The organism is Paenibacillus xinjiangensis, assembly GCF_059686975.1.
This window is the reverse complement of the sequence record NZ_JCAALS010000021.1, coordinates 1-23,315: the sequence shown is the minus strand read 5'-3', so window position 1 is coordinate 23,315 and position 23,315 is coordinate 1. Positions and strand designations below refer to the sequence as shown.

Genomic DNA, 23,315 nt, shown 5'->3' with positions numbered 1-23,315 from the left:
ACTATATTTGTCTAACCTTCTGAGGGGCTGTCCTATATTCAATGGCGTTAAACGGCAGTATCCGTTATAATCAATTGAGAATGATTATCGCAGAGTTCGGATGGTGGCAAAAGATGAATATCAACAATGCTAGTGATGAAGCTGGAAACCTAACCTATTATTTTCCAATACAACTATCTAATCTCTCTCGTGCCGCTTCTTACCTGACAGAGGAGTACTACAGTAAGAATGCCATAGTTATCGTAGTCATGGGAGGGACTGCTATATGGAAGGTGAATGATGTAGAGCAGATCATGCAAGCGAGCTCTGTGTTATGCTGTGGAAGCCATACGGGCCTTCAGTTGCTGGACATGCAAGCGCTCTGGGGCATGGTCATCGAATACAGCAGTATGACAATGAACCACACTGCTCCACAGGCTCTATCGAGCACAGCTGCTGTACAATCCTGCTCTCAGCGTGTTCTTACGCTGGCACAGGAGCTTGAGACTGCATGGCAGCAAAGGTCAGATCAGCCGTTGCTGGCGCATCGGTTATTCCTAGAGCTGCTGGAGCAGATCTACCTTGAACCAGACCCTGCAAGCAGCTCTCAGAGCGATTGGTTCCCGAATATTCTAGAGCATATTCATCAGAATTATCGGGAGGAGCTGACGCGTGAGCAAGTGGCAGCACTTGCTTGTGTGACGCCTGAGCATTTCTCCCGTGTATTTCATAAAAATATGGGCTGTACCTTCAGTTCATATATGAATACACTCCGGATTCGCAATGTACAGCAGCGGCTGCTGACAGGCAAGCAGAATAGCCTACAGGATCTGGCCATAAGTGTGGGGTACAAGGATGGATACTATTTGAGCCGCAAATTCAAGCAAGTGGTCGGTATAGCACCAATGAACTTTATTAGTAAACCCAAACGTATCGTAACAGCGAATTATAATTATACGGCGATGCTGATTGCCCTACAGGTACAGCCGATTCTTGGGGCGTATTCTTCATGGATGATAGAGAAAAGAGCGAATCTACCAAATGATCAAGTGCATGAGCTGGTATGGGCTTCTGGCTACGGCTCCTATAAGCAAGTTCAGGCACTTGATCCCGATGTCATTATCGGCTATGACTGGCTGGCCGCGGATAAGAAGCTTACATCTCTTGCCCCTGTTGTCGCATTGCCCTTCATGAAGCTGGATTGGCGTGAGCAGTTCCGAATGATCGCAGAGGTGGCAGGCAAAAGACTGCTCGCTGAAAACTGGCTGGAACAGTATAGCCAGCAGGTAGAACAGGCGAATGCTCGGCTCGATGAAGAGCTTGGTGGTCGAGGAAGTCTCATTATCTGGGAGATTAACGAGGATGTTGCTTATGCCTTCGGCAACCGATTCGGCAGGGGTGGGCACGTCCTATACGATGATCTTGGCTTCCATATGCCAGAGCAGATGAGTAATAAAGGCATTGATACACAAGGCTACATGTGTACATCTGTGGAGCAGATGGCTTCCTATGAGGCAGACTACATTGTCATCTTGAAAGAGTCTTCATCACCTGCAGTGGAGATAATGATGAATTCCTCTCGTTGGCAAGCGATGCAGGCAGTCAGGCTGGGCAGGGTAGTTACACTTGGCTGCCTGGATCTGTTCTATGGCTTCGACCCGTTATCTACGCAGAAGCAGCTTGAACTGCTGATGGAGGGATTCACATCATAAAATGCTATGAGAGCAGATCATTTTATGACATGGTCATTTCATGTGATTACGTTTAAAGTAATATTCGAGAATGATTATCATTCTTGAATATTAGACAGAGGGGAATACGAATATGAAAAGAAAGCAAGGGTTGAATAAAGGATGGGGGATTAGTCTTCTTCTATTCATGCTTCTATTGACAGCTTGTGGAGCCAATCAGAACAATACGGAGGCTGCAGCTACGAATCAGCCGGCAGCAACAGAAGCGCCAACAACTGAGCCAGAAGCTACTACGAAGACCGTATCAACTAAATTCGGTGATGTTGAGGTTCCAACGAAACCGGTGCGAATTGTTGCGGATGATTATTTGGGTCCGTTGATTGCTCTTGGTGTTAAGCCAGTCGGCACACCTGGACTTCAGCTTGAGAATCAATATTTCTCTGAAGCGCTGGCCGGGGTTGAGGATATTGGTACATATGGAGACAGCTCAATTGAAAAAATTGTAGCTCTGCAGCCGGATCTGATCATCACGGGGAATGATGATGCAGCCCGTCATGAAATGCTGTCGAAGGTAGCTCCAACGCTAACGATTCCTTACGGTGACTTGAAAAATGCCCATGAGGAATTAACTTATTTCGGTGAGCTGCTTGGTCTGCAGGCAGAAGCGGAAGCATGGCTCAAACAATATGACGAACGTATTGCGGCAGCTAAAGCAAAGGTTGATCAAGCGATTCCAGCGGATGCAACCTTTACGATTTTTGAAGACATGGAAAAAGTAGTATACACCTATGGTGACAACTTTGGCCGTGGTGGACAGCCAATTTATCAGGCGCTAGGCCGTAAACCGCGAGCTGAGGTTGCTGATGAAATTATGGAGAAGCAGTGGAAGGAGCTGTCTCTGGAGGCTCTTCCTGAGTATGCTGGTGATTATCTCATCATCACTTCGAATACTCGTACGCTGGAAGATTTCAAGAAGGATCCGGTCTGGAATACACTAGATGCTGTTAAGAATAACCGTGTCTATGTATGGAAGGAAGAACGTTCTTGGTATTATGATCCGATTGCGGTATTGTCGCAGACGGAGGAGCTGGCAGCCTGGCTGTCAGGCGAGCAGCAATAAAATAATATGAAAAACGCGCGGCCTATGTCTTGAGTGAATCAGACAAAGGCTGCGCGTTTTTTTGTATGGATGATTTGTATATTTATGGTATTATCGATTTAATAGGAGGTATAGATGTAATGGGAATTGTTACTTGTATGAATAATTAGGTTATAAAAGAACGGGAATAACAAAAGTAATAAATGACAAAATGACAATAGTGTATTTTGAAAAATAGAAAGGGCTGGAGCTGTTGTACAAAGCGATAATTGATGAGGATACCTATATTTCTATTTTTGAAGTAAGACATGCAAGTCAAATCTACGAATTAATCAATGATAGCCGGGAATCCATTAGGCAATGGCTCGCATTCCCTGATCAGACACATAGCGTAGAAGATTCTGAGGCGTTCGTTAGAAGATCTTTGACTAGATTCGCGAATAATAACGGATATTGGGCGGGGATATGGCATAAGGGGAATCTAGCAGGATCAATTGGATACTTGCATATGGATTGGGATAGCAGACGAACAGAGATCGGATATTGGTTAGGGGAGCAATATGAGGGCAAAGGAATAATGACCAGAGCCTGTCAATTATTCGTTAAGCATGCTTTTGAACAGCTTGATCTACGCAAGATCGAGATTGGCGCAGCGGTCCATAACCTGAAAAGCCGTGCTATTGCTGAACGTCTTGGATTTGTGGAGGAAGGGACCATTCGAAATTACGAGAAGCTTCATCATATATACCTTGATCGAGTAATCTATGGACTACTGAAGGACGAATGGGAATCGAGCAACAAATAACAATAGGGGCAAACCAGAGCATGATTTCTCATGCTGTGGTTTGCCCCTATTCAGTATGGCAAATGAAAGCTTAGTTGTTAGATACGTTAGCGAGTACCTTCAGGATACGTCTAGGAGCATCATTCTCATTACACTCTGGCGAGCAATAGCTCTCATGCTCCTCTTCGCAAGCTTCACAGCAGATGTGCTTGCGATGACACAGATCATCGGCACAGTTGATGTAACGGTCCTCAGGCTTGCCACAGTGATAGCATTTGCCAACGACGATGTCTTCATCCGTACTATTGATTGGAACCGAGATACGCTCGTCGAATACATAGCATTTGCCATCGAACAGTCTGCCTTTAACCTCTTCGTCTTTACCGTAGGTAACGATGCCACCTTCCAGTTGAGCGACATTGCTGAAGCCTTCCTCAATGAGTACAGCAGTCAGCGTCTCGCAGCGGATACCGCCCGTGCAGTAAGTCAGGATTGGTTTGTCTTTGGCATCGCTCAAGTTAGCGCGAATCCACTCGGGGAACTCGCGGAAAGACTCAACGGTTGGTTTAATCGCATTGCGGAAATGACCGATATCGTATTCATAGTCATTGCGCCCATCAAGGACGATAACGTCATCACGCTGCAGCTGCTCATGAAATTCCTTAGGAGAGAGACGTTTGCCGGTAACTACGTTAGGATCCAGCTTCTTGTCATAACGCAGTGTAACGAGCTCTTTCTTCGGACGAACAAACAATTTTTTGAATGCATGGGTATCTGATTCATCGATTTTGTACACCATATCAGAGAATAGCGGATTGCTGCGCATATGCTCCATATAGGCTTCAGTCTGCTCATCAGTGCCAGATAATGTACCGTTGATGCCTTGCTCGGCGATAAGAATACGCCCTTTTACCCCTAGCGACTTGCAGTATTCGAGGTGTTCGGCAGCGAACTGCTCATATTGGTCAACGTGTACGTATTTGTAGTATAACAAAATGTGGTAAGGTTTATTTTCGCTCATGACATATCTCCAATGAATAGTTTTATCTTACTATGCTAAACCACTTAGAAGCGTTAGTCAACGCGTAAGCGTCGGACACTTTCTTGAAAAAGAGGAAAGTATAAGCTGAGGATGCAGAAGCTTGAATAGGAACGTTAATTTTTTTTGTTAAGAAAATGGGCTATAATTATAGGATGTACGACGGTTTGCATGATGAAGCTGTGTCCGCCTTAATTGGAAGAAAGAAGGGAAACACGTTGGATTTATATTCAGTCGATTTTTTTTCAACCTTGTTGTCGATCATCTTCATTGACCTGATTCTTGCCGGCGATAATGCTATCGTCATTGGCATGGCAGCCAGAAGACTGCCGAAGAATCAACAGAAGCCAGCCATACTATGGGGGACTGCAGGGGCAGTCGTCCTGCGGATTATCGCAACTGTGCTGGTCGTTTATTTGCTTAAGGTGCCTTGGCTGCTCGTCGTTGGCGGGTTCTTGCTGCTCTGGATTGCGTACAAGCTTCTCGTTCAAGAGGAAGAGCATTCAGACATTAAGGCTGGCAACACGATATGGGCCTCAGTTCGCACCATTATCATTGCTGATGCAGCGATGGGTCTAGATAATGTAATTGCGGTAGCTGGAGCTGCACACGGCAATCTGCTGCTCGTCGTAATTGGATTGTTCATTAGTATCCCCATTGTCGTATGGGGCAGCACTCTCTTCATTAAATTAATGACCAAAGTGCCTTGGATCATCTACGTAGGTTCGGCTGTTCTTGCTTATACCGCTTCTAAGATGATCACGCATGAACCGCAAATCAAGCATTGGTTCGAAGGCAATCCAGCTCTTACCTACTCATTCATGGCATTTGCCGTTATAGTAGTCATCGCGGCAGGCTTGTGGACGAATGCAATGAAGAAGAAGGTCGCAGGCAAGCATAGCAACGCATAATACAAGGGGTGTCGTGAGAGGTCAATTGACCTGTGCGACGCCCCTTAGTCGTTAATTAGCATAGATGAATGTGTTAAAAAGGGGATGTGCCGAAGGAAGGTTGTTCACCTTATCCTTGGCACATCCCCTTAATCATTAGCTATTCATTAGCCGTTGATCATTTGACGGAGTACAGTTTGGAGAATACCGCCGTTACGGTAGTAGTCTACATCTACCAGCGAGTCCAGACGAACGATCGCTTGGAATTCGAAGCTCGTACCGTCCTCACGAGTTGCAACAACGGTTACTTTATCACCAGGCTGCACATCATTGCTCAGACCAACGATATCGAAGGTTTCGCGACCAGTAATGCCTAGAACGCTCCAGCCTTGACCTTCTTGGAATTGAAGCGGAAGAACGCCCATGCCCACGAGGTTCGAGCGGTGAATACGTTCGAAGCTTTCTGTAATAACCGCTTTTACGCCGAGTAGGAAAGTACCTTTGGCTGCCCAGTCACGTGAGCTTCCTGTACCGTACTCTTTACCGCCAATAACGATAAGGTTCGTTTTGTCTTTTTGGTATTTCATAGAAGCATCATACACGGATGTTACTTCGCCAGTAGGCTGGTAAGTGGAGAAGCCGCCTTCTGTACCAGGTGCAACTTGGTTGCGAATCCGGATGTTAGCGAATGTACCGCGTACCATTACTTCATGATGACCACGACGCGAGCCATAAGAGTTGAAGTCTTTTTTCTCAACGCCATGCTCGATCAAGTATTTGCCGGCAGGAGCGTCAGGTCTGATGCTGCCCGCTGGGGAGATATGGTCAGTTGTAACTGAGTCGCCTAGCAAGAGCAAGGTTTTCATCGATTTGATATCTTCTACGTCACGAATGCCATCAGCAAGGTTGTCGAAGAAGGTAGGGTTCGCGATATAAGTGGAGTTCGGATCCCACTCGTAAAGCTCGCCTTCTGGTACTGGAATTGCGTTCCAACGCTCGTTCTGCGTGTATACATTCTCGTATTTCGCGCGGAACATCTCTGGAGACAGGGAAGCTCCCATTGCATCCGAGATTTCTTGGTTCGTTGGCCAGATGTCTTTCAGGAATACAGGCTCGCCGTTCGGATCGAAGCCGATTGGCTCGCTTGCGAAGTCGATGTTCACAGTGCCTGCAAGCGCATATGCGACAACAAGCGGAGGTGAAGCCAGGTAGTTCGCTTTGATCTGTGCATGGATACGGCCTTCAAAGTTACGGTTACCAGACAGAACTGCCGCAACAGTCATATCGTTGTCCGCAATGGCTTGGCTTACATCCTCAGGAAGTGGACCCGAGTTCCCGATACAAGTTGCGCAGCCATAGCCTGCAACGTGGAAGCCAAGTGCTTCTAGAGATTCTAGAAGTCCGGATTTCATCAAGTATTCTGTAACAACGAGTGAACCTGGTGTCAGCGAGCTTTTCACATAATCAGGCTTAACAAGTCCGCGTTCAACAGCTTTCTTCGCAACGAGACCGGCACCGATCATAACGCTAGGGTTCGAAGTGTTCGTACAGCTTGTAATAGCTGCTAGAACGACCGCGCCTGCGCTCATTTTGCTTACTTTGCCGTTCACATGCTTCACTTCAATAACTTCTTCAAGCTTCGCATCGGACAGGCCATAGCCGCCCTTATCGACAGGAGTACGGACGATATCATTCCATGAATCCTTCATCGAAGTCAGCTCGATACGGTCTTGTGGACGTTTCGGACCAGCAAGGCTCGGTACGATAGTCGACAAGTCAAGCTCAACCACTTCGCTGAATGTAGGATCTGGTGTAGCGTCAGTACGGAACATGTCTTGTGCTTTGTAATAAGCTTCAACCAGAGCGATCTGCTCTTCTGTACGGCCTGTTTGACGCAGGAAGTCCAGTGTAGTTGCATCGACAGGGAAGAAGCCGACTGTTGCGCCGTACTCTGGAGCCATGTTGGCAACAGTTGCACGGTCAGGAAGGCTGATGTTGGATAGACCCGAGCCGAAGAACTCAACGAATTTGCCGACAACACCTTTTTTACGAAGCATTTGTGTAATCGTTAGTGCAAGGTCAGTTGCTGTAGCGCCTTCTGCAAGGCTGCCTGTCAGCTTGAAGCCGATAACCTCCGGTGTTACGAAGTATAGCGGTTGGCCGAGCATACCAGCTTCAGCTTCAATACCGCCAACGCCCCAAGCTACGATACCAAGACCGTTGATCATTGTTGTATGTGAGTCCGTGCCTACGAGTGAATCAGGGAAGACGAAGGTTTCGCCATCAATGGTTTTCGTAGCAGCAACGGATGCCAAATATTCAAGGTTAACTTGGTGAACGATACCTGTATCCGGCGGTACTGCGCGGAAGTTGTCAAACGCTGTTTGTGCCCAGCGGAAGAAACGGTAACGTTCAGCATTACGTTCGAATTCGATACGTTGGTTAATTTCTAGTGCATCAGGTGAACCGAATGCATCAACCATTACGGAGTGGTCGATAACGAGATCGACAGGAACGAGCGGGTTGATCTTCTTCGGATCGCCACCGGCTTTTTTCACTGTTTCTCTCATAGCTGCGAGGTCAACTACGACCGGTACGCCGGTCAAATCCTGCAATACGATACGTGCAGGGATAAAAGGAATTTCTTTATCATCGCGGCTAACAGCCCAAGTAGCAAGCTGTTTCACATGCTCTTTCGTAATTGCGCGTCCATCGAATTGACGTACAGCGCCTTCGAGCAATACTTTAATGGAGAATGGAAGTTTGGAAATTTCGCCTAGCCCTTGTGCTTCTAGTCCTTGAAGGCTGTAGTAACCATAAGATTTGCCTCCAACCTCAAGATTGGAACGCACAGAGTAATGATCTTGGTTTGCCATGTTGTAGGAGCTCCCCCTTTGAATGATTAAATTAGACGATTTCAGTGCTTGCCACAGAGTATAAAAAGACGTTCATTTACCATTGTTTCATTCTGTGAAACACTATTTCAAAATCGCGATATCTCTATTATAGCTCTAAAAGTAGCTGTTCGTAAAGGGAAAACACAGGGATAAAGATGGATTTTTATACACGAAATAAGCTGGAAAATCTACCATTATCCAGACTTTACCACTACTATCTTTGAATGATAGAGTGATGTATTCCGTTGCAGCGGCTATGACGCCATTACTTTATTGAAATTATGCTTACAATTATAAAGTAAATATATTATAATAATCATTAATATCAGCAACTTCCGAACCATACATAAACGGTACATAACCGATGAAGGAGAGACACATCATGGCAGAATTACAGACTATTATTGAGACAAGAAGATCGGCAATGAACTTTATTGAAGGGGTACCTCTTACCGAAGAAGATATTCATCAGCTGTTCTCATTGAATAGATTCGTGCCATCTGCCTTTAATCTGCAGCATGCGCATTATCTGGTCATTACAGATCCCGCAGCGAAGAATAAAGTGTATGAGTCTTCCTTCCAGCATAAAGTCAAAACAGCATCTGCTGTTATTATTGTGCTTGGAGATACGAAGGCGTATGAGCATGTAGCTGAAATGAATGAAGGCATGCTTGCTCTCGGTATGCTGAGCAAGTTCGATTATGACCGGCAGAATGAGGATGTTCGCCAGTTATACGAAGGGCGCGGGGAAGTGTTCCAACGTGACGAGGCGATTAGGAATGCAAGCCTGTCTGCTATGCAGCTCATGCTGATTGCGAAGGATTTGGGTTGGGATACTTGTCCTATGATCGGCTTCGATCCGGATAAGCTTCAGGAGCTGTTCGAGATTCCTCTGAAGTATGTACCAACTATGCTGATTACCGTTGGTAAAAGTGATCCAGCCAAGGTTCGCCCGCGCGGGTATCGGAAGCCGATTAACGAGTACATTAGCATCAATACCTTCTCAGGTCATTGATTCCATTCGAGGCAGCTCTACTATAGGTGATCAGTAGATAGATTGGAAGAAATAGCTGTGCAGCTGCTGCATGGCTATTTTTTGTTGCGGTAAGGCATAAGCCAAGTTATTCCATTCGCAAACTAGAGCAACTTTTTGTCTAATCTAGCGTTTATGATTGAGATAGAGCAACTAGACAGAGCAAAAGGAGATTATGATGTTTAAAAGATTGGGTATCCCCGCAATGATCGTAATATTACTGTGCGTAATTACAATTCCGCTGCAGACAGCAAATGTAAGTGCCGCTAACGCCACGAGGCAGCTCACTCTTATTCAACAATCGAAACAAATGTATGACGGTGGAATCTTGTACACAGCTAGCCAGCCGATGACAGAGAAGCAAGGTGTTACTTATGTGGCAGCACGCTCGATTGGCGAAAGACTTGGTCTTAAGGTTGCTTATAATTCGGCTAAGAAGGAATACATATTGTCTAACGCAAAGATCAAGCTAGTCTATAAGCTGAATACGAAATATTATTCTGTTAATGGTGTCAGCTCAATAGCCTCTGGTGTTCCTTATGAGAAGAGCGGCTCCCTTATGATTCCGCTTCGTTCACTTGTCAGCCCACTTGCAATGACGCTTAAGCTGAATACCAAGGCGAAGACAATTACACTAACCTGGAGCGAGTCAGTTCCTGTGCAGGAACCGGACAATGCTCCGACAGCCTTTTTTGTAACGGACAAAGAATCTTATCAGATGGGTGAACGGATTGAATATACAGATCAGAGTACAGATGATAAAGGGATTGCCAAGACAGAGTGGACCAATAACAAGTCGAGCTTCTTCACTTCCGGGGAGCAGCTTGTAACACTTCGAGTGACGGATACGAATGGGGCTGTTGCTGAATATTCCCGAACTATTGTAATTACTGGCGAACAATTGTATTCGGAAGATGAGTTCAATCGTCTGTATACTCCTATTGGAGATAAATTCCCGATAGTATCAAGCAGTGTATTGACCTTGCCGACCATTGCATATACAGCTGCAAGCATAGGGCAGCAGACGCTCATTCGAGCGAATAGCCCAGAGACGATAATAGAAGAGGGCATTTATTATTCCGATACTGTATCTGGTAATGTACGGTTCCTCATTCATAATCAGAACAATCGTACTAAGCCTGCCCGCATTTATATTATGGCAACGAACGTCAATGCAAAGGCAGCATCTGTCCAAGCCGGCCGCATCGGTATTGGTGGTCCGTCTACTTACGTATCTGCAACAGGCAAAGCAGCACTTGCACGATACCTGGAAGGCACAGCGTCGAATCTAACGACCACGATCCCGGCAGGTGAAAGCCGTATTGTATTGAGTGAGATCAGCAATACTGTCCTATCGACGGGGAAAGTGATTACGGTTCATGCTGATGTTCAAACCTCAGCTCCTATTCAATTCAGCGTAGTAGTCGTAGATGCGGATAAAGATGTATTCCAAGCTCTTCCGGACTTATCTGTTCTAGATTGGGACGGTAAGCATGCCCGCGGTACGTTCGAGAATGCCGATCGTTCGATTACGATAGCTGATTCCCTCGGAGGTACAGGCTCGCGAATGGTTCTTGCGGACAAAACATTCGACTCATACTTGCCAGGTGTTGATGCTACACTAGGGACAGAGGTTATAAACAGCGGCAATTATGGAGTGAATTATACTGTAACGCTTGAGCGCGTACAGCCGAATACGCTAATCGCACTTAATGCACGTGGCGGCCATTATGGCGGGGCATTTCTTGTCAACGGAAAGCTCACTTATATGACGAACGCCAACATTCTGACTGATGCGAATGATGCCGGTGTGCTCTATCGAACAGGAAGTCAGGAGGAGCGCGTTACGATTGAGTTCTCCCCAGCGTCAGGAAGCAATCTTCCTATTAACATGCTGTTCCTTCCGCTGACGATCAAATAAAGATTATTCATAGCTAGAGCATATGCTAGACTTGTTTGGTAGTACACCTCTTAGTGTAGACATTGGAACAACCCATATGGGAAACCGATGATGCATAAGAGGTGTATTTTTTGTGAAAATTTGAAATAACGAGCAGGTTCTATGTATACCTATCGATAAGGCGACTGCTGGCAATGGAGGTGCGAATTTGCAACAACTTCAATTGCGCGAGTGCTTATATACTTTGTATTGGGTGCAATGGGAGGGATATTCATATTCCATAAATTGTATGAACATTTCATTCAGACCTATCATCTGAACATTAGCAGCTCTATCTTAATCTTCGGGACTGTTGGTGTTGTTTATGCACTGATGGATAATTATGTCCAGCGTCGGCTGGAACTGATGAACTAACTAAGCTTGAATTAAGGAAGGGTGCTCTTATGTCTGAAAACAATTCCTCTACCATTCCAACACTTGATAAATTCGGGAAGTTTTTGATGGATAACAGCAGAGACAGAGCTATTGATCATTATTATATGCTCAGTAACGGAAAGTACAAGACTCCTTCGTTATAGCAGATTCAAGCTGGGCTGAATCATTTCAGTGAAGAACAACTAGCTATCATTCGAAAAGTAGTCGTTAGCTGTATAGATAATGGAATACATGACTTACTATTTGGATTACAAGAGGCTCATGATCTTGATGAAAAGATCGCCGTAATTGTAGATGGAGTGAATGTAGCAGAAGTTAGTGACGGCTTGCAAGGGGAACTATTCACCGAGGATGGCTGGCATTGTCGCTTCAGTACATATGGCATGAACGGTGAAGAATAAGTACGTTGAACTAAGTTCCCGTTAAGCTAAAGGAGGGTTGTATATTTGAAGACACTTCTCATATCGACTTTGGATCAATTGATTATAAATTTAATCGAATTGGCATGGTGTGTATCAAAATTAACCGTGGGTGGAGCGATTTTTTGAGTTATTCGCCGACAACTGAAATTACAAGGAAAATATGCCTTGAAGCGATGGAACATTTCAATAGTATGGAAGATGAACGGTGAGATTTTAAAGACCTAGCTTGAACTCGAAAAAAGAATAAGAGGTGAAGGTCATGAAGTTTGAATATACGGTCTTGAGAAAGCAGGATGATATATACGGCGTAAGATACTTTTTGGACGAAAAGGAGCATCTTCCCAAATTCAATGATATCTCCCTCATCAGAGTTCTAAATATTCTTGGTGATCAAGGCTGGGAACTGGTAGTCAAAGAAAGCCCAAATACATATATTCTTAAACGACAGTTGAAATAGTCAATTTCATATAGCAGGTACTAGTTAACCAGGCTTTACGATTGTCATGGCTTTACATATCTATAAAAATAGATATATAATAGCGTCATGGAACCTTTACTCATTTATAAAGCACTATCGAATGAAACACGCCTGCAAATTTTGGAGTGGCTCAAGGACCCTTCGATACATTTGAAGGATCTGGTGGACAACCAACAAATCCCACTCAAATGTGATCTAGAGAATGGGGTATGCGTAGGTTTTATTCAAGAAAAGTCAGGACTCGCGCAATCCGTCATATCCAGCTACTTAAAAACGCTGCAAAAAGCGGGCTTGCTTGAATCGAAGCGCGTAGGGCAGTGGACGTATTACCGCAGAAACGAGGAAACGATTCGTCAATTTTACGAATATGTCCAGCGTGAGCTCTAAGGAATAGCCTTGAGTGAATAGGCTGGCATGTTCGTGAATGGATGCTCGTTTTTAACATATATTAATCTATATATCTAGATATTTGTTATTACACTAATGGGTTTGAATGAAAAGGAGAATACAACTACAATGGCTGCAGCTAACTCAACAACCTCCAATAAAAAATTAGGCAACATCCCGTTGTCCGTTCTTGATCTCGCTCCGGTAACGGAAGGCTCCAATCCAAGGCAGGCTCTTCGTAATAGTCTTGATCTTGCTCAGCATGTTGAGAAGTGGGGCTATAACCGCTTCTGGCTAGCTGAGCATCACAATATGCCGGCAGTCGCAAGCTCCGCTACTTCAGTCGTTATTGGTTATATTGCAGGAGGAACTACGAAGATAAAGGTTGGCTCAGGAGGTATTATGCTGCCGAACCACGCACCTCTTATGGTCGCAGAGCAATTCGGTACGCTGGAATCTTTGTATCCGGGCAGAATCGACCTCGGTCTGGGGCGTGCTCCAGGCAGTGATCGCTTAACCTCGATGGCATTACGCAGAGAGATGAATCACGGTGAGAATTTCCCAGAGCAGCTAGAGGAGCTGAGATCCTACTTCAGTATGGATACGGCTGATAAACGTGTTATTGCAGTGCCAGGACAAGGGCTTAACGTACCAATCTGGCTGCTTGGCTCCAGTGATTTCAGTGCTAGATTGGCCGGACAGCTCGGTCTTCCGTTCGCATTCGCCAGTCACTTCTCTCCGGATTATACGATGCCGGCCCTGCAAGTGTACCGCAGCAGCTTCAGACCTTCGGAATATCTGGAGAAACCATATGCAATGGTCGGTATTAATGCAATAGCCTCTGACACCGACGAGCGTGCAGAAATTCTAGGAAGTACGCTGGAGCAGCAGTTCTTGAATCTGATTCGTGGCGGGACGCCAAGACTAATCCAGCCGCCTAGAGATATGACGAATATGTGGAATGAATATGAGGAGCTGGCTGTGCGGAAACAGCTGCGGACAGCGATTAAAGGCGGGCCGGATACAGTCAAGGAGCGCTTGAATACTTTTATCGAAGAGACGCAGGCAGATGAACTTATTATTACATCCAATATTTTTGATCATCAAGAGCGCTTGAAATCTTATGAGCTTATTGCACAGATGGGCATTCAATAATAATAGAGCAAGAACACAAGGGATGAGCAGAGGGCTGCTCATCCCTTTAACATACTTAGGCATCATCTAGATAACGTTATTTATTTGCAGGTAAACCTTAGTTTCTTCCATCGCTTAGCTTCTACGGTGCTTCTATAATCGAAGAGAGGGAACATGGTACAGCTTATGCTGGCATTAAGTGAAAGAAGAGCGGTAATCGGTTGGAGACAGGCTCGTTACTTTGCGGAAAAATTTAGTGAAATGGTTCGTCTCCTTAAATCCGGTTAAATCAGCAATTTCTTTGATGCTGAGCGATGTTGTCGTTAATAGCAGCTTGGCTCTCTCTGTTCGTTTGCGATTGACATATTTAAGCGGCGGTACGCCGAAATGTTTCTTGAAATAAGCGATGAAATAGTTCGGATGCAGATGGAGTGCTGCTGCCATTTGTTCTACTCTGATGCCCGATTGCAGGTGGTTCTCAACATAATTCTGAATAATACTGAGACGATTCATCTCTTCCGTACGATGCTGAAGCACACGTATAGGTACAAGCTCAAGAAATAGCGAAACGATCTCTAACAGAATCATTTTTTCACCTAAGCGGGCTAATATGGAATCCTGTTCATGGTAAGCGATCATTCTCTGGAAGAGCTCAGTAAGCCTGTCTGTATTTGCAATATCGATGCACAACGGTACTCGTATCCATTGGAACAGATCGAAGGGACCTACGGTTATTGAGAAGTGGCACCAGTACTTCAAGAATGGACGGTCATTGATGGCAGAGAAGGAATGCGGCGTATGAGCGGGCAGCAGACAAAGCTGGCCGGGCTTCGGGTGAAATTGTTCTTCTCCAATCTTCAGCCATCCTTCGCCTCCACGAATGAAATAGAATTTATTATATTCTTGGAGACTGTCACTCTCTGCCCAGTGAATCGTAACCTGGGATTTATGAGCGGTGAGTAATTCAATGTGCAGGGATTGCAACAGATCCGTTAAAGCGCTTTCTTCACGCTGGATAATCAAGAGTATTCACCTGCATTCGGTTAGTTTTCAGAAGTCTCTGTCGTTATGTCTTTATCATAATGGATCGAGGAGACAATAGAAAGTTTTCATTGTACCTAGGCTCGAGTTACTACAATAACTATTGAGAAGTACGGGGGAGAGCTCTGATGGAATTATTTTATAATAAACCGGCAGTGAAATGGACAGAGGCATTGCCACTTGGCAATGGCCGATTGGGTGCAATGGTGTTCGGCGGGCTTGAGACGGAGCTGCTCCAATTGAATGAGGATACACTGTACTCTGGCGGCCCGAAGGACGGAACGAATCCGAATGCCAAGACGCTGCTGCCTGACATTCGAAGACTCATCGATGAGCAGAAATATAGCGATGCAGATAAGCTAAGCAAGCAAATGATGGGGCCATACACGCAGTCTTACATGCCGTTAGGAGATTGGACCATTCAATTCCATCACGGCGGCACAGCAAGCGGCTATGAACGTCGCCTTGATCTGAATGATGCGGTAGCGACTACTCGCTATACGATTGGGCAGGTTGAATATCGGCGGACAGCGTTCATTTCTTATCCCGATCAAGTGATCATAGTAAGGCTCGAAGCGAGTCAGGAGGGAGCCCTTGCGTTCACAACGAGACTGAATAGTCAACTTCAGAATACAACCAGCACAGATGCTGAGCACTTCATCATGACTGGGCGTGCTCCTTCGCATGTAGACCCTAGCTATTACCATACGGACAATCCATTCGTATATGAGGAGTCTCAAGGAATGGCGTTCGAAGGCAGACTCGCTCTAACCTTAGAGGGTGGCAAGCAGTATACGGATCATGATGGCATTCATGTTGATGGGGCGAAGTCAGCAACGCTTGTGTTCAGTGCTGCAACAAGCTTCAATGGCTTCGACCGTGATCCGGCGAAGGATGGACGCGAGCCGGCACCTATTGCCGAAGGTCATGTTGCAGCTGCACTAGCTGCAGCTTACCCAGACTTATATGCTAGACATGTGGAGGATTATTTGCCGTTATTTCAGCGGGTAGAGCTGAAGCTGGGCGAATCGGATATATCTCCCGATATGCCTACAGATCAGCGAGTGGCTAAGTATGGCTCGTCTGACCCTCATCTAGTCGAGCTGTTGTTCCAATTTGGCCGATATTTGCTCATTGCAAGCTCTAGATCAGGTACACAGGCGGCTAATCTACAAGGGATATGGAATAAAGAGACTAGGCCGCCATGGAGCAGTAACTATACGCTTAATATTAATGTAGAGATGAACTATTGGCTGGCTGAGACCTGCAATCTGGCAGAATGCCACAGTCCACTCCTTGACTTTATCGGTAATTTAGCCAAGTCGGGAGCTGTCGTCGCGCGGGAGAATTATGGCCTTCAGGGCTGGGTGGCGCATCATAATAGTGATATTTGGTGTCAAGCGGCTCCTGTGGGAGCTTATGGTCATGGAGATCCGATATGGGTGAGCTGGTTCATGGCAGCGCCTTGGTTGTGCTCACATTTGTGGGAGCATTATCTATTCGGCGGAGATACGAATTATCTACGTGAGAAGGCTTATCCGATTATGAAGGAGGCAGCATTATTCTGTCTGGACTTTCTTATCGAGGATTCAGATGGATACTTGGTTACTTCTCCATCAACATCGCCTGAGCATAAGTTCATCGGACCAGATGGTAAGCTTGCCGCTGTGAGCAAGGCAACAACGATGGACATGGCACTTATAAGAGACTTATTCGGCAATTGTGTCCAAGCAGCGAAGACGCTTGGCGAGGATGAGACCTTCTGTGCACAGTTGACGGAGGCAAGAGGTCGTCTACTGCCCTATCAGATCGGTCAATATGGACAACTTCAGGAATGGTCATCAGACTTCGAAGATGAGGATGTGCATCATCGACATGTCTCGCATTTGTTCGGGATATATCCGGGCTCTGAGCTGACGGAGGAGCAGTCCCCTTCTCTATACGCAGCAGCGAGACAATCACTTGAGCGGCGGGGTGATGAGGGAACGGGCTGGAGTCTTGCCTGGAAGCTTAATCTATGGGCCCGCTTCGGAGATGGCAACCGATCACATAAGCTAATTGGTAATTTGCTTCGGTTAGTGGATAGTGATCACACGAGCGTGGTTGGAGGAGGAGTATATGCGAATCTATTTGATGCTCATCCACCTTTTCAGATTGATGGCAACTTCGGTTACACCGCAGGTGTTGCAGAGCTGCTAATGCAATCACATGATGGAGCTATCCGTCTGTTGCCTGCTCTGCCAGACAGCTGGCATACCGGAGAAGTGCGAGGTCTGAGAGCACGTGGAGGCTTCGAGGTTAGCATGTCTTGGAGCAATGGCTGCATAGAGTATGCTGAAATTGTATCCACACAAGGAGGACATTGCCGTATTGCAGCCTCCTCAGCGCTAGAACTTGTACTAGCTCAATCGGATACTGCTTCTCGGAACGAAGAAGCTGACTTAACGTTCAATACAATAGCAGGTCAACGTTATGTATTGAAGGCTGTGAAGAAGCAGCTGAGTTAAGCTTGCGACCATACAGCCCCTCATCTGAGCAGATGGGGGGCTATTGTCTTGCTGCTGATTGGTAGCATGCTAGCATGAAATGGAGTAAAATAAGTGGAGAAAGAGGGTGAGGCAATCTCATGATCGTATACGAGAAAGAAGATGCTTATGTCTGTATTGAACAGCATGAGCATGCTCGAATATCTGGTCAATTGATGTCGGCATGGGATCAACTGCCAATGATCGGAGACAAGATGAGCGGCAATGTTATCTATGCAGCTTACGAGCATGACCGAGGCTGGATTGATCTGGATAACTGGCCGCTGTGGAATGATGCTGCAAGGCAGCCGTTTACCTTTGTCGATTTTCCGCCCAAAATTCGGTTTATGTATTATACCAAAGGGTTAAATGAGATCGAGCAGATCAACCCGTATTCGGCATTGTTATGCAGCGGCTTGTACACGTCACTTGTTGAGAAATTCGATAATGACGATGCAAAGCTGTTCCTAGCCCAAGAATATAAGAGGCAGAATCGAATTAAAGAGCAGCTTAAGGTGAATGAGGAACAGCTGAGTTTATTGATGAAAGCGCTTATATTGTGTGATGAGCTCTCTTTATTCGCCTGCATGAAGGAGCCCGGCACACCAACCAGCCAATATGAATGGTTCGCTAGAGGCTTCACTTATCCGATGGATGGTCAAGGCAACAGCCGTATATTCGCCGAGTGGAGAGGAACCGACAGAATTGAGCTTGCTGCATATCCTTTCATCCGACCAATAGAGCTGTCGCTGGTCTACAAGGATGTAAGCAAGGAAGCCGTTCATCGATTGGGAATTGCACATGCTTACAGCGAGGAGAAGCAGAAGCAGCGAAGGATAACATTTGCCAGCCAATAAAAGGACAAGAAAAGAGGAGACGGCGGTAGGCCTTCTCCTCTTGGTGTTTCTATTGCAGCTTACACAGCTTATTAGTTAACTAAGTTCGGAATGTCCACTGCTGGATCCGTATCCGCCTCATAATCAACGCCATCCGTCTCGAAGCCGAACAGCTGGAAAAACTCGCGGCGGTAGCCTTTGAGATCAGACAGATCATATACGTTCTCTGTAGTGAGCTCAGCCCATGCTGTTGCAACCTCCGCTTGAATCTCTTCACGCATCTCCCAATCGTCGATCCGGATAAGACCCTTCTCGTCCACCTGCACTTCGTTAGGTCCGTATAATCTCTCGCTGAACAGACGGTACATCTGCTCAATGCAGCCTTCATGCAGTCCGTGTTCTTTCATGACTTTGTATAATGCAGCGATGTACAAAGGCACAACAGGAATAGCTGAGCTTGATTGCGTGACAAGAGCTTTGTTGACGGATACGAAGGCGCGGCCGCCGCTGCTCGCAGCGAGCTGCTTATTCAGGCGAAGAGCCGTTGCTTCCAGATCATCCTTCGCTCTGCCGATTGTTCCTTCACGATAGACAGCATGCGTAATTTTGGGACCGATATACGAATAGGCAACCGTAGTTGCACCTTCAGCAAGCACGCCTGCCTGCCCAAGCTCATCGATCCACATCTGCCAATCCTCGCCGCCCATGACGGCAACGGTCTGGCGAATTTCATCTTCTGTTGCTGGCTCGATAGTCGCTTCCGACACTTCTCCGTTATGGAAATTCACCGTTTTGTTCGAATAGGTCTCTCCGATAGGCTTAATAACGGAAGAGAAGGTCTCGCCTGTCTTAGGATGCGTACGACGAGGAGAAGCGACGCTGTAAATAACAAGATCGACTGTACCAAGCTCACTACGGATCAAATCAATCGTCTTCGCTTTGATCTCGTCAGAGAAGGCATCGCCAACGATACTGTAGGATTTGCGCCCTGCCTCTTGTGCAGCCTGTTCGAATGCTGCGGAATTATACCAGCCTGCAGATGCCGTACGCGCACCTTCAGCCGCTTTGTCGAAATAAACGCCAATCGTGTTGGCGCCAGCCGCGAACGAAGAGACGATGCGTGAAGCTAATCCATAGCCAGTGGATGCTCCAATTACAAGGACGTTGCGGGGACCAGCAATCGCTGGCTGCGCTTTCACATATTCTACCTGACGCTGTACCTGCTGTGCGCAGCCCTCTGGATGTGCGGTTGTGCAAATAAAGCCGCGTGTTTTGGGTTGAATGTTCATATGGGATATTCCTCTCTACTATAAAATTCGTAAGTATTATGCATGATGAGGACAACTCTATCTCATTTTACCTATTTTTAGCGCTAAAGGAAAGGTTCGCTTATCGGTTCCCCTCTAAAGGAGAAAAGGCTGAACCCTGTTCGGCGAAAAAAACCGCTTCGGGACAGCCTTTCATAGCATTCGTGCTGGCAGTTAATCTAGAATCTTCCTGCAATTTGCTGTTCAGCCATCTGAACGAGACGCTTGGTAATAGAACCGCCGATCGATCCCATATCACGGGTTGTCATATGTCCGTAATAGCCGTCAGCAGGGAGTGAAATTCCAAGCTCCTGAGCCACTTCATATTTCAGTTGTTCAAGAGCGGCGCGAGCTTGAGGGACGAGTAGTTGATTATTAGATCTTGCCATATGTTCTCAGCCTCCTTCTTGCTTGTATTATGCGAAATGGAAATAAGGATTATTCGTTAATTTGACCTTTATTTACCGTCCTCGCAAATGAATTTTCCGTGGTAAAATCGTTAGACGGAGGTGAAGGGGATATGTTTATGGCACCGATGCTCATGAGTAAGCACGAAAAGCCCTTTGACGACTCGCAGTACATATTCGAGCCCATGATTGACGGCCATCGATTATTGTTATCCTTCATTAATAGCAAAGCGCGCTTGTTCACCAAGCACAACAACGATGTAACGAGGCAGTATCCGGAGCTGCTTAAGGTTCCGCTTCAGAGGCCGGCAGACGTTATTCTAGACGGAGAGGTTGCCTATATCGATCCGGTAACAGGAGCTCCACAGTTCGAGACACTCATTGAGCGTTACCGGATGAATCGAGCCCCTCGTATTCGTGAAGGCTCGATTCAATGGCCCGTCCGATATTTTATATTCGATATTCTGTATTATAATGGCGTCGATATGCGGAAGCGGCCTTTAATCGAGCGTAAGAAGCTGCTCCATGAGCTGTTAGACAATAATGCTTATTTTCATAAAATGATATATATAGAAGCAGAAGGACAAGCTTTGTTCAATATGATCAGGGATAGGCAGCTGGAAGGAATTGCAGGCAAGCGCAAGGATAGCCTATATGAAGAGGGACATAGTGCAAGCTGGCTGAAAATCATTAACTATCGCTATGAGGATATCCAGATTGCGGGTTGGCGAAAAGACCGTTTGGGCTGGCTTGGTCAATTGGACGGAACGACGGTAGCTATTATTGAGGATGCCATCACACCCGCCCAGCGCAGGCAATTGACGGCTAATGCTGTTATTCGTGGTGAGGATCGAAATTTCGTCTATGTGGAGCCTGGACTCACGGCAACTGTGCGATACCGCAGTCGTAGCCGGAACGGGATGATGAGAAGATCCGAGCTGGTTGCACTTCATGATCTGTCCAATGCTGTGAAGATCGGATCATAAGGATTATAAGGCTAGCTGTTTTTGAACATACGATCGGCCATTCTAGGGGATAGCCGAAGCAGCCATTGGAGCAGCTTAAGGGTCCGATCGGAATTTCGCCCTGATTGCGGAAGTAAGCGGGGAGGAATTCATCTACCAGCGCTTCAGGAGTCATTTTGTTGCGGCCACGTCCCCGGGTCATATCCGTATCGGTCAGCGCTGGGAGGACATCAAATACTCGGATCGAGGTCCCTTCCAGCTGATTGCGCAGTGCTTTGCTGTACAAATGTAATCCGGCCTTGGTCGCACAATAGACGGGGGCAGAGGTTTTGGGTATCAGCGCCAAGCCTGATGTTATATTGACGATAGCTGCTTCATCTCTTGCTTCTAGCAGCGGCAGGAAATGAACACATAGCTCAATTGGGGCCGTTAGATTCACTTCAATCTCTTCTGCAATCGGAGGATTACGTTCTTCCAGCAAATTATAATTGAATTGGATGCCAGCATTGTTCACAATAACGCTTAAATCCCCATATTGCTCCTGAACTATCTCCACAAGCTGCAACCGCTCACGGCGATCACTTAGCTCACATTGGAGCGTCTTTATTTGCGGTATGTCTTGTCGAATTCGGTGTAGTTTCTCAGCACTTCTTCCTACAACAATAACCGTGTTCCCATATTCAACGAATCGTCGGCTTAAGGCTAAGCCGATTCCTGAAGTTCCACCTGTAATTAAGATGGTATGACCTGATTTCCTCATTCGCTTCATCTCCTAAGTAAAAGATGACACAACTATACAACAGAGGATAGCTGCGGTTCATTAACCTCGGTTCATTCGGCGGCGTATTCGGCTCAGAGCAACAGGTGTAATCCCCAGGTAGGAAGCAATATGATATTGCGGGATAGCCTGATGCAGCTGAGGATATTCCTGCAGGAACAATCGATACCGCTCTTCAGCCGTGCAGAGGAGCAGCTCTCGTTCTCTGCTTTCTTTTTTGATAAACAGATTCTCCGCCAGCCTTCTACCGAAGCGCTCCCAGCACACATGTCTGTCATATAAGGCTTCGAGCTCCTCATAGGAAAGGACCCATACCTCGCTGTCCGCCAGCGCCTGGATCGATAAGGAAGCGGGCTGTCTCCGAATAAGCGAGCTGAATGCAGCTACGAAATCTCCTCCTCCACAGAAGCTTTTATTAAGCTCATCCCCATTCTCAGTAACGTAAAAGAACCGAAATAACCCTTGTGTACAAAAGCCAATCGAGTCTGCTTGCTCACCTGAACGAACCCAATAATCATTGCTGCTTAGCCTCTGAGACTTCCAACTTGCAACAAACCATTGCCATTCCGTATCAGGAATAGAACATTGTAACTGCGAAACATAGCTGCGCAGCGTATTCTCCATAGACTATCCGTCTCCTTTGTCAGCTTACGTCTCTATATATACGTTATTGGCATCGTCTTGACCTTTATTTCGCTGTCGCAGGGAGGGAGCAGCACAGCTCCAGTGAATTTGACTGTATTTCAGGCGAATTGCGTAAACTGTCTATAAAGAAAATGAGCACAAGGAGATGGATAGTCATGAAAGAGGTAAGGGATGTGTTCGACAAAGCGATTTCGTTGGGGCTAGGATTTGCCATAACAAGCAAGGAGCAGATTGAGAAGGTTGCAGAGGATTGGGTGAAGAAAGGGGAGCTTAGCAAAGCGGAATCAACTGATTACGTGAATGAACTGCTCCATAAAGGGAATCAAATGCGGGATCAAATAGAGGGCATCATTCGGGAACGAGTTCAGCTGGCGCTATCCGAGCAGCCTTTCGCGATGAAGGCAGATATTGAGCGGTTGGAGCAACGAATTAAGCAGCTGGAGAACCAGAACCTTGCAGCCTCGGATCATTAAGGCCTTCTCATGAGAGTAGGGCTCAAATTCCGGCATCTCAAAAGATATCGGCAAATTGCGAGGCCACTGAAGAACTTGTAGTTTTTCGGATTAGCTAAGTGACACGAATAAAAAGACGGCTCTCACCCCCAGTTTTTGGGAATAGAGCCGTCTTTTTTAATCTAAATAAG

Annotated in this window: 20 protein-coding genes; 13 read left to right on the top strand and 7 right to left on the bottom strand. The window is 46.3% G+C overall.

Going from position 1 to position 23,315, the window contains the following annotated elements:
* Positions 1-41 precede the first annotated feature (41 nt).
* The 3 genes from AC6ESP_RS19910 (at position 42) to AC6ESP_RS19900 (ending at position 3,574) form a co-directional block, all read left to right on the top strand.
* Positions 42-1,691 carry an ABC transporter substrate-binding protein gene (locus AC6ESP_RS19910; RefSeq protein WP_497098488.1) on the top strand — a complete coding sequence of 550 codons (1,650 nt, stop codon included), beginning with the start codon at positions 42-44 and terminating at the stop codon, positions 1,689-1,691.
* 112 nt (positions 1,692-1,803) lie between these two features.
* A complete protein-coding gene (locus AC6ESP_RS19905; protein ID WP_497098487.1) occupies positions 1,804-2,790 on the top strand; it encodes an ABC transporter substrate-binding protein in 987 nt (328 codons plus the stop codon).
* 232 nt (positions 2,791-3,022) lie between these two features.
* Positions 3,023-3,574 carry a GNAT family N-acetyltransferase gene (locus AC6ESP_RS19900; RefSeq protein ID WP_497098486.1) on the top strand — a complete coding sequence of 184 codons (552 nt, stop codon included), beginning with the start codon at positions 3,023-3,025 and terminating at the stop codon, positions 3,572-3,574.
* A 70-nt stretch (positions 3,575-3,644) separates the two neighbouring features.
* On the opposite strand, the gene trhO is transcribed toward AC6ESP_RS19900, so the two are convergent.
* Positions 3,645-4,574 (bottom strand): oxygen-dependent tRNA uridine(34) hydroxylase TrhO, encoded by a 930-nt coding sequence (trhO, locus tag AC6ESP_RS19895; RefSeq protein WP_497098485.1) that lies wholly within the window; start codon positions 4,572-4,574, stop codon positions 3,645-3,647.
* Positions 4,575-4,810: 236 nt separating this feature from the next.
* Here trhO and AC6ESP_RS19890 point away from each other — a divergent pair, with 236 nt between their 5' ends.
* Entirely contained in the window at positions 4,811-5,503 is a 693-nt protein-coding gene (locus AC6ESP_RS19890; protein ID WP_497098484.1) for a TerC family protein, read from the top strand.
* 146 nt (positions 5,504-5,649) lie between these two features.
* On the opposite strand, the gene acnA is transcribed toward AC6ESP_RS19890, so the two are convergent.
* The gene (gene acnA, locus AC6ESP_RS19885) at positions 5,650-8,358 is read right to left on the bottom strand and encodes an aconitate hydratase AcnA (protein ID WP_497098483.1); all 2,709 of its coding nucleotides are present in this window, start codon (positions 8,356-8,358) and stop codon (positions 5,650-5,652) included.
* A 403-nt stretch (positions 8,359-8,761) separates the two neighbouring features.
* Between acnA and AC6ESP_RS19880 the strand changes: the two genes are divergently transcribed.
* The 5 genes from AC6ESP_RS19880 to AC6ESP_RS19860 all read left to right on the top strand — a co-directional run bounded on the left by AC6ESP_RS19880 (position 8,762) and on the right by AC6ESP_RS19860 (position 14,189).
* A complete protein-coding gene (locus tag AC6ESP_RS19880) occupies positions 8,762-9,394 on the top strand; it encodes a nitroreductase family protein (RefSeq protein WP_497098482.1) in 633 nt (210 codons plus the stop codon).
* A gap of 196 nt (positions 9,395-9,590) precedes the next feature.
* On the top strand, positions 9,591-11,333 hold the full coding sequence (locus AC6ESP_RS19875; RefSeq protein ID WP_497098481.1) for a stalk domain-containing protein: 1,743 nt from the start codon (positions 9,591-9,593) through the stop codon (positions 11,331-11,333).
* Between the two features lie 422 nt (positions 11,334-11,755).
* Entirely contained in the window at positions 11,756-11,890 is a 135-nt protein-coding gene (locus AC6ESP_RS19870) for a hypothetical protein (RefSeq protein WP_497098480.1), read from the top strand.
* An 823-nt stretch (positions 11,891-12,713) separates the two neighbouring features.
* Entirely contained in the window at positions 12,714-13,034 is a 321-nt protein-coding gene (locus AC6ESP_RS19865) for an ArsR/SmtB family transcription factor (RefSeq protein WP_497098479.1), read from the top strand.
* A gap of 129 nt (positions 13,035-13,163) precedes the next feature.
* A complete protein-coding gene (locus AC6ESP_RS19860; RefSeq protein ID WP_497098478.1) occupies positions 13,164-14,189 on the top strand; it encodes an LLM class flavin-dependent oxidoreductase in 1,026 nt (341 codons plus the stop codon).
* 174 nt (positions 14,190-14,363) lie between these two features.
* Here the strand turns inward: AC6ESP_RS19860 and AC6ESP_RS19855 are convergent, their stop codons facing one another.
* Complete coding sequence (locus tag AC6ESP_RS19855; protein WP_497098477.1) at positions 14,364-15,191, bottom strand: helix-turn-helix domain-containing protein; 828 nt, start codon at positions 15,189-15,191, stop codon at positions 14,364-14,366.
* Between the two features lie 146 nt (positions 15,192-15,337).
* On the opposite strand from AC6ESP_RS19855, the gene AC6ESP_RS19850 reads away from it, so the two are divergent.
* Complete coding sequence (locus tag AC6ESP_RS19850; RefSeq protein WP_497098476.1) at positions 15,338-17,716, top strand: glycoside hydrolase family 95 protein; 2,379 nt, start codon at positions 15,338-15,340, stop codon at positions 17,714-17,716.
* 119 nt (positions 17,717-17,835) lie between these two features.
* Positions 17,836-18,591, top strand: a complete 756-nt coding sequence (locus AC6ESP_RS19845) for a DUF3891 family protein (protein WP_497098475.1) — start codon at positions 17,836-17,838, stop codon at positions 18,589-18,591.
* Positions 18,592-18,662: 71 nt separating this feature from the next.
* Here the strand turns inward: AC6ESP_RS19845 and fabV are convergent, their stop codons facing one another.
* Positions 18,663-19,859, bottom strand: coding sequence for an enoyl-ACP reductase FabV (gene fabV, locus AC6ESP_RS19840; protein ID WP_497098474.1), 1,197 nt, complete (start codon positions 19,857-19,859; stop codon positions 18,663-18,665).
* Positions 19,860-20,056: 197 nt separating this feature from the next.
* Entirely contained in the window at positions 20,057-20,266 is a 210-nt protein-coding gene (locus AC6ESP_RS19835; protein ID WP_497098473.1) for an alpha/beta-type small acid-soluble spore protein, read from the bottom strand.
* A 152-nt stretch (positions 20,267-20,418) separates the two neighbouring features.
* On the opposite strand from AC6ESP_RS19835, the gene AC6ESP_RS19830 reads away from it, so the two are divergent.
* Positions 20,419-21,270: an ATP-dependent DNA ligase gene (locus tag AC6ESP_RS19830; RefSeq protein ID WP_497098472.1), complete on the top strand. Its 852-nt coding sequence runs from the start codon at positions 20,419-20,421 to the stop codon at positions 21,268-21,270.
* On the opposite strand, the gene AC6ESP_RS19825 is transcribed toward AC6ESP_RS19830, so the two are convergent.
* Both AC6ESP_RS19825 and AC6ESP_RS19820 read right to left on the bottom strand, forming a co-directional pair.
* Complete coding sequence (locus AC6ESP_RS19825; protein WP_497098471.1) at positions 21,164-22,009, bottom strand: SDR family oxidoreductase; 846 nt, start codon at positions 22,007-22,009, stop codon at positions 21,164-21,166. The two genes, AC6ESP_RS19830 and AC6ESP_RS19825, sit on opposite strands and share 107 nt — an antisense overlap.
* Positions 22,010-22,069: 60 nt before the next feature.
* Positions 22,070-22,651 carry a Crp/Fnr family transcriptional regulator gene (locus tag AC6ESP_RS19820; protein ID WP_497098470.1) on the bottom strand — a complete coding sequence of 194 codons (582 nt, stop codon included), beginning with the start codon at positions 22,649-22,651 and terminating at the stop codon, positions 22,070-22,072.
* Positions 22,652-22,827: 176 nt separating this feature from the next.
* Here AC6ESP_RS19820 and AC6ESP_RS19815 point away from each other — a divergent pair, with 176 nt between their 5' ends.
* Positions 22,828-23,145, top strand: a complete 318-nt coding sequence (locus tag AC6ESP_RS19815; RefSeq protein WP_497098469.1) for a phasin family protein — start codon at positions 22,828-22,830, stop codon at positions 23,143-23,145.
* Positions 23,146-23,315 lie beyond the last annotated feature (170 nt).

What these genes read in the sequence shown, in the direction of transcription:
- AC6ESP_RS19910 (WP_497098488.1), top strand. Translation starts at nt 42, where the DNA reads ATGGCGTTAAACGGCAGTATCCGTTATAATCAATTGAGAATGATTATC.
- AC6ESP_RS19905 (WP_497098487.1), top strand. Translation starts at nt 1,804, where the DNA reads ATGAAAAGAAAGCAAGGGTTGAATAAAGGATGGGGGATTAGTCTTCTT.
- trhO (WP_497098485.1), bottom strand. Translation starts at nt 4,574, where the DNA reads ATGAGCGAAAATAAACCTTACCACATTTTGTTATACTACAAATACGTA.
- acnA (WP_497098483.1), bottom strand. Translation starts at nt 8,358, where the DNA reads ATGGCAAACCAAGATCATTACTCTGTGCGTTCCAATCTTGAGGTTGGA.
- AC6ESP_RS19880 (WP_497098482.1), top strand. Translation starts at nt 8,762, where the DNA reads ATGGCAGAATTACAGACTATTATTGAGACAAGAAGATCGGCAATGAAC.
- AC6ESP_RS19875 (WP_497098481.1), top strand. Translation starts at nt 9,591, where the DNA reads ATGTTTAAAAGATTGGGTATCCCCGCAATGATCGTAATATTACTGTGC.
- AC6ESP_RS19870 (WP_497098480.1), top strand. Translation starts at nt 11,756, where the DNA reads ATGTCTGAAAACAATTCCTCTACCATTCCAACACTTGATAAATTCGGG.
- AC6ESP_RS19865 (WP_497098479.1), top strand. Translation starts at nt 12,714, where the DNA reads ATGGAACCTTTACTCATTTATAAAGCACTATCGAATGAAACACGCCTG.
- AC6ESP_RS19860 (WP_497098478.1), top strand. Translation starts at nt 13,164, where the DNA reads ATGGCTGCAGCTAACTCAACAACCTCCAATAAAAAATTAGGCAACATC.
- AC6ESP_RS19850 (WP_497098476.1), top strand. Translation starts at nt 15,338, where the DNA reads ATGGAATTATTTTATAATAAACCGGCAGTGAAATGGACAGAGGCATTG.
- AC6ESP_RS19845 (WP_497098475.1), top strand. Translation starts at nt 17,836, where the DNA reads ATGATCGTATACGAGAAAGAAGATGCTTATGTCTGTATTGAACAGCAT.
- fabV (WP_497098474.1), bottom strand. Translation starts at nt 19,859, where the DNA reads ATGAACATTCAACCCAAAACACGCGGCTTTATTTGCACAACCGCACAT.
- AC6ESP_RS19835 (WP_497098473.1), bottom strand. Translation starts at nt 20,266, where the DNA reads ATGGCAAGATCTAATAATCAACTACTCGTCCCTCAAGCTCGCGCCGCT.
- AC6ESP_RS19830 (WP_497098472.1), top strand. Translation starts at nt 20,419, where the DNA reads ATGAGTAAGCACGAAAAGCCCTTTGACGACTCGCAGTACATATTCGAG.
- AC6ESP_RS19825 (WP_497098471.1), bottom strand. Translation starts at nt 22,009, where the DNA reads ATGAGGAAATCAGGTCATACCATCTTAATTACAGGTGGAACTTCAGGA.
- AC6ESP_RS19820 (WP_497098470.1), bottom strand. Translation starts at nt 22,651, where the DNA reads ATGGAGAATACGCTGCGCAGCTATGTTTCGCAGTTACAATGTTCTATT.
- AC6ESP_RS19815 (WP_497098469.1), top strand. Translation starts at nt 22,828, where the DNA reads ATGAAAGAGGTAAGGGATGTGTTCGACAAAGCGATTTCGTTGGGGCTA.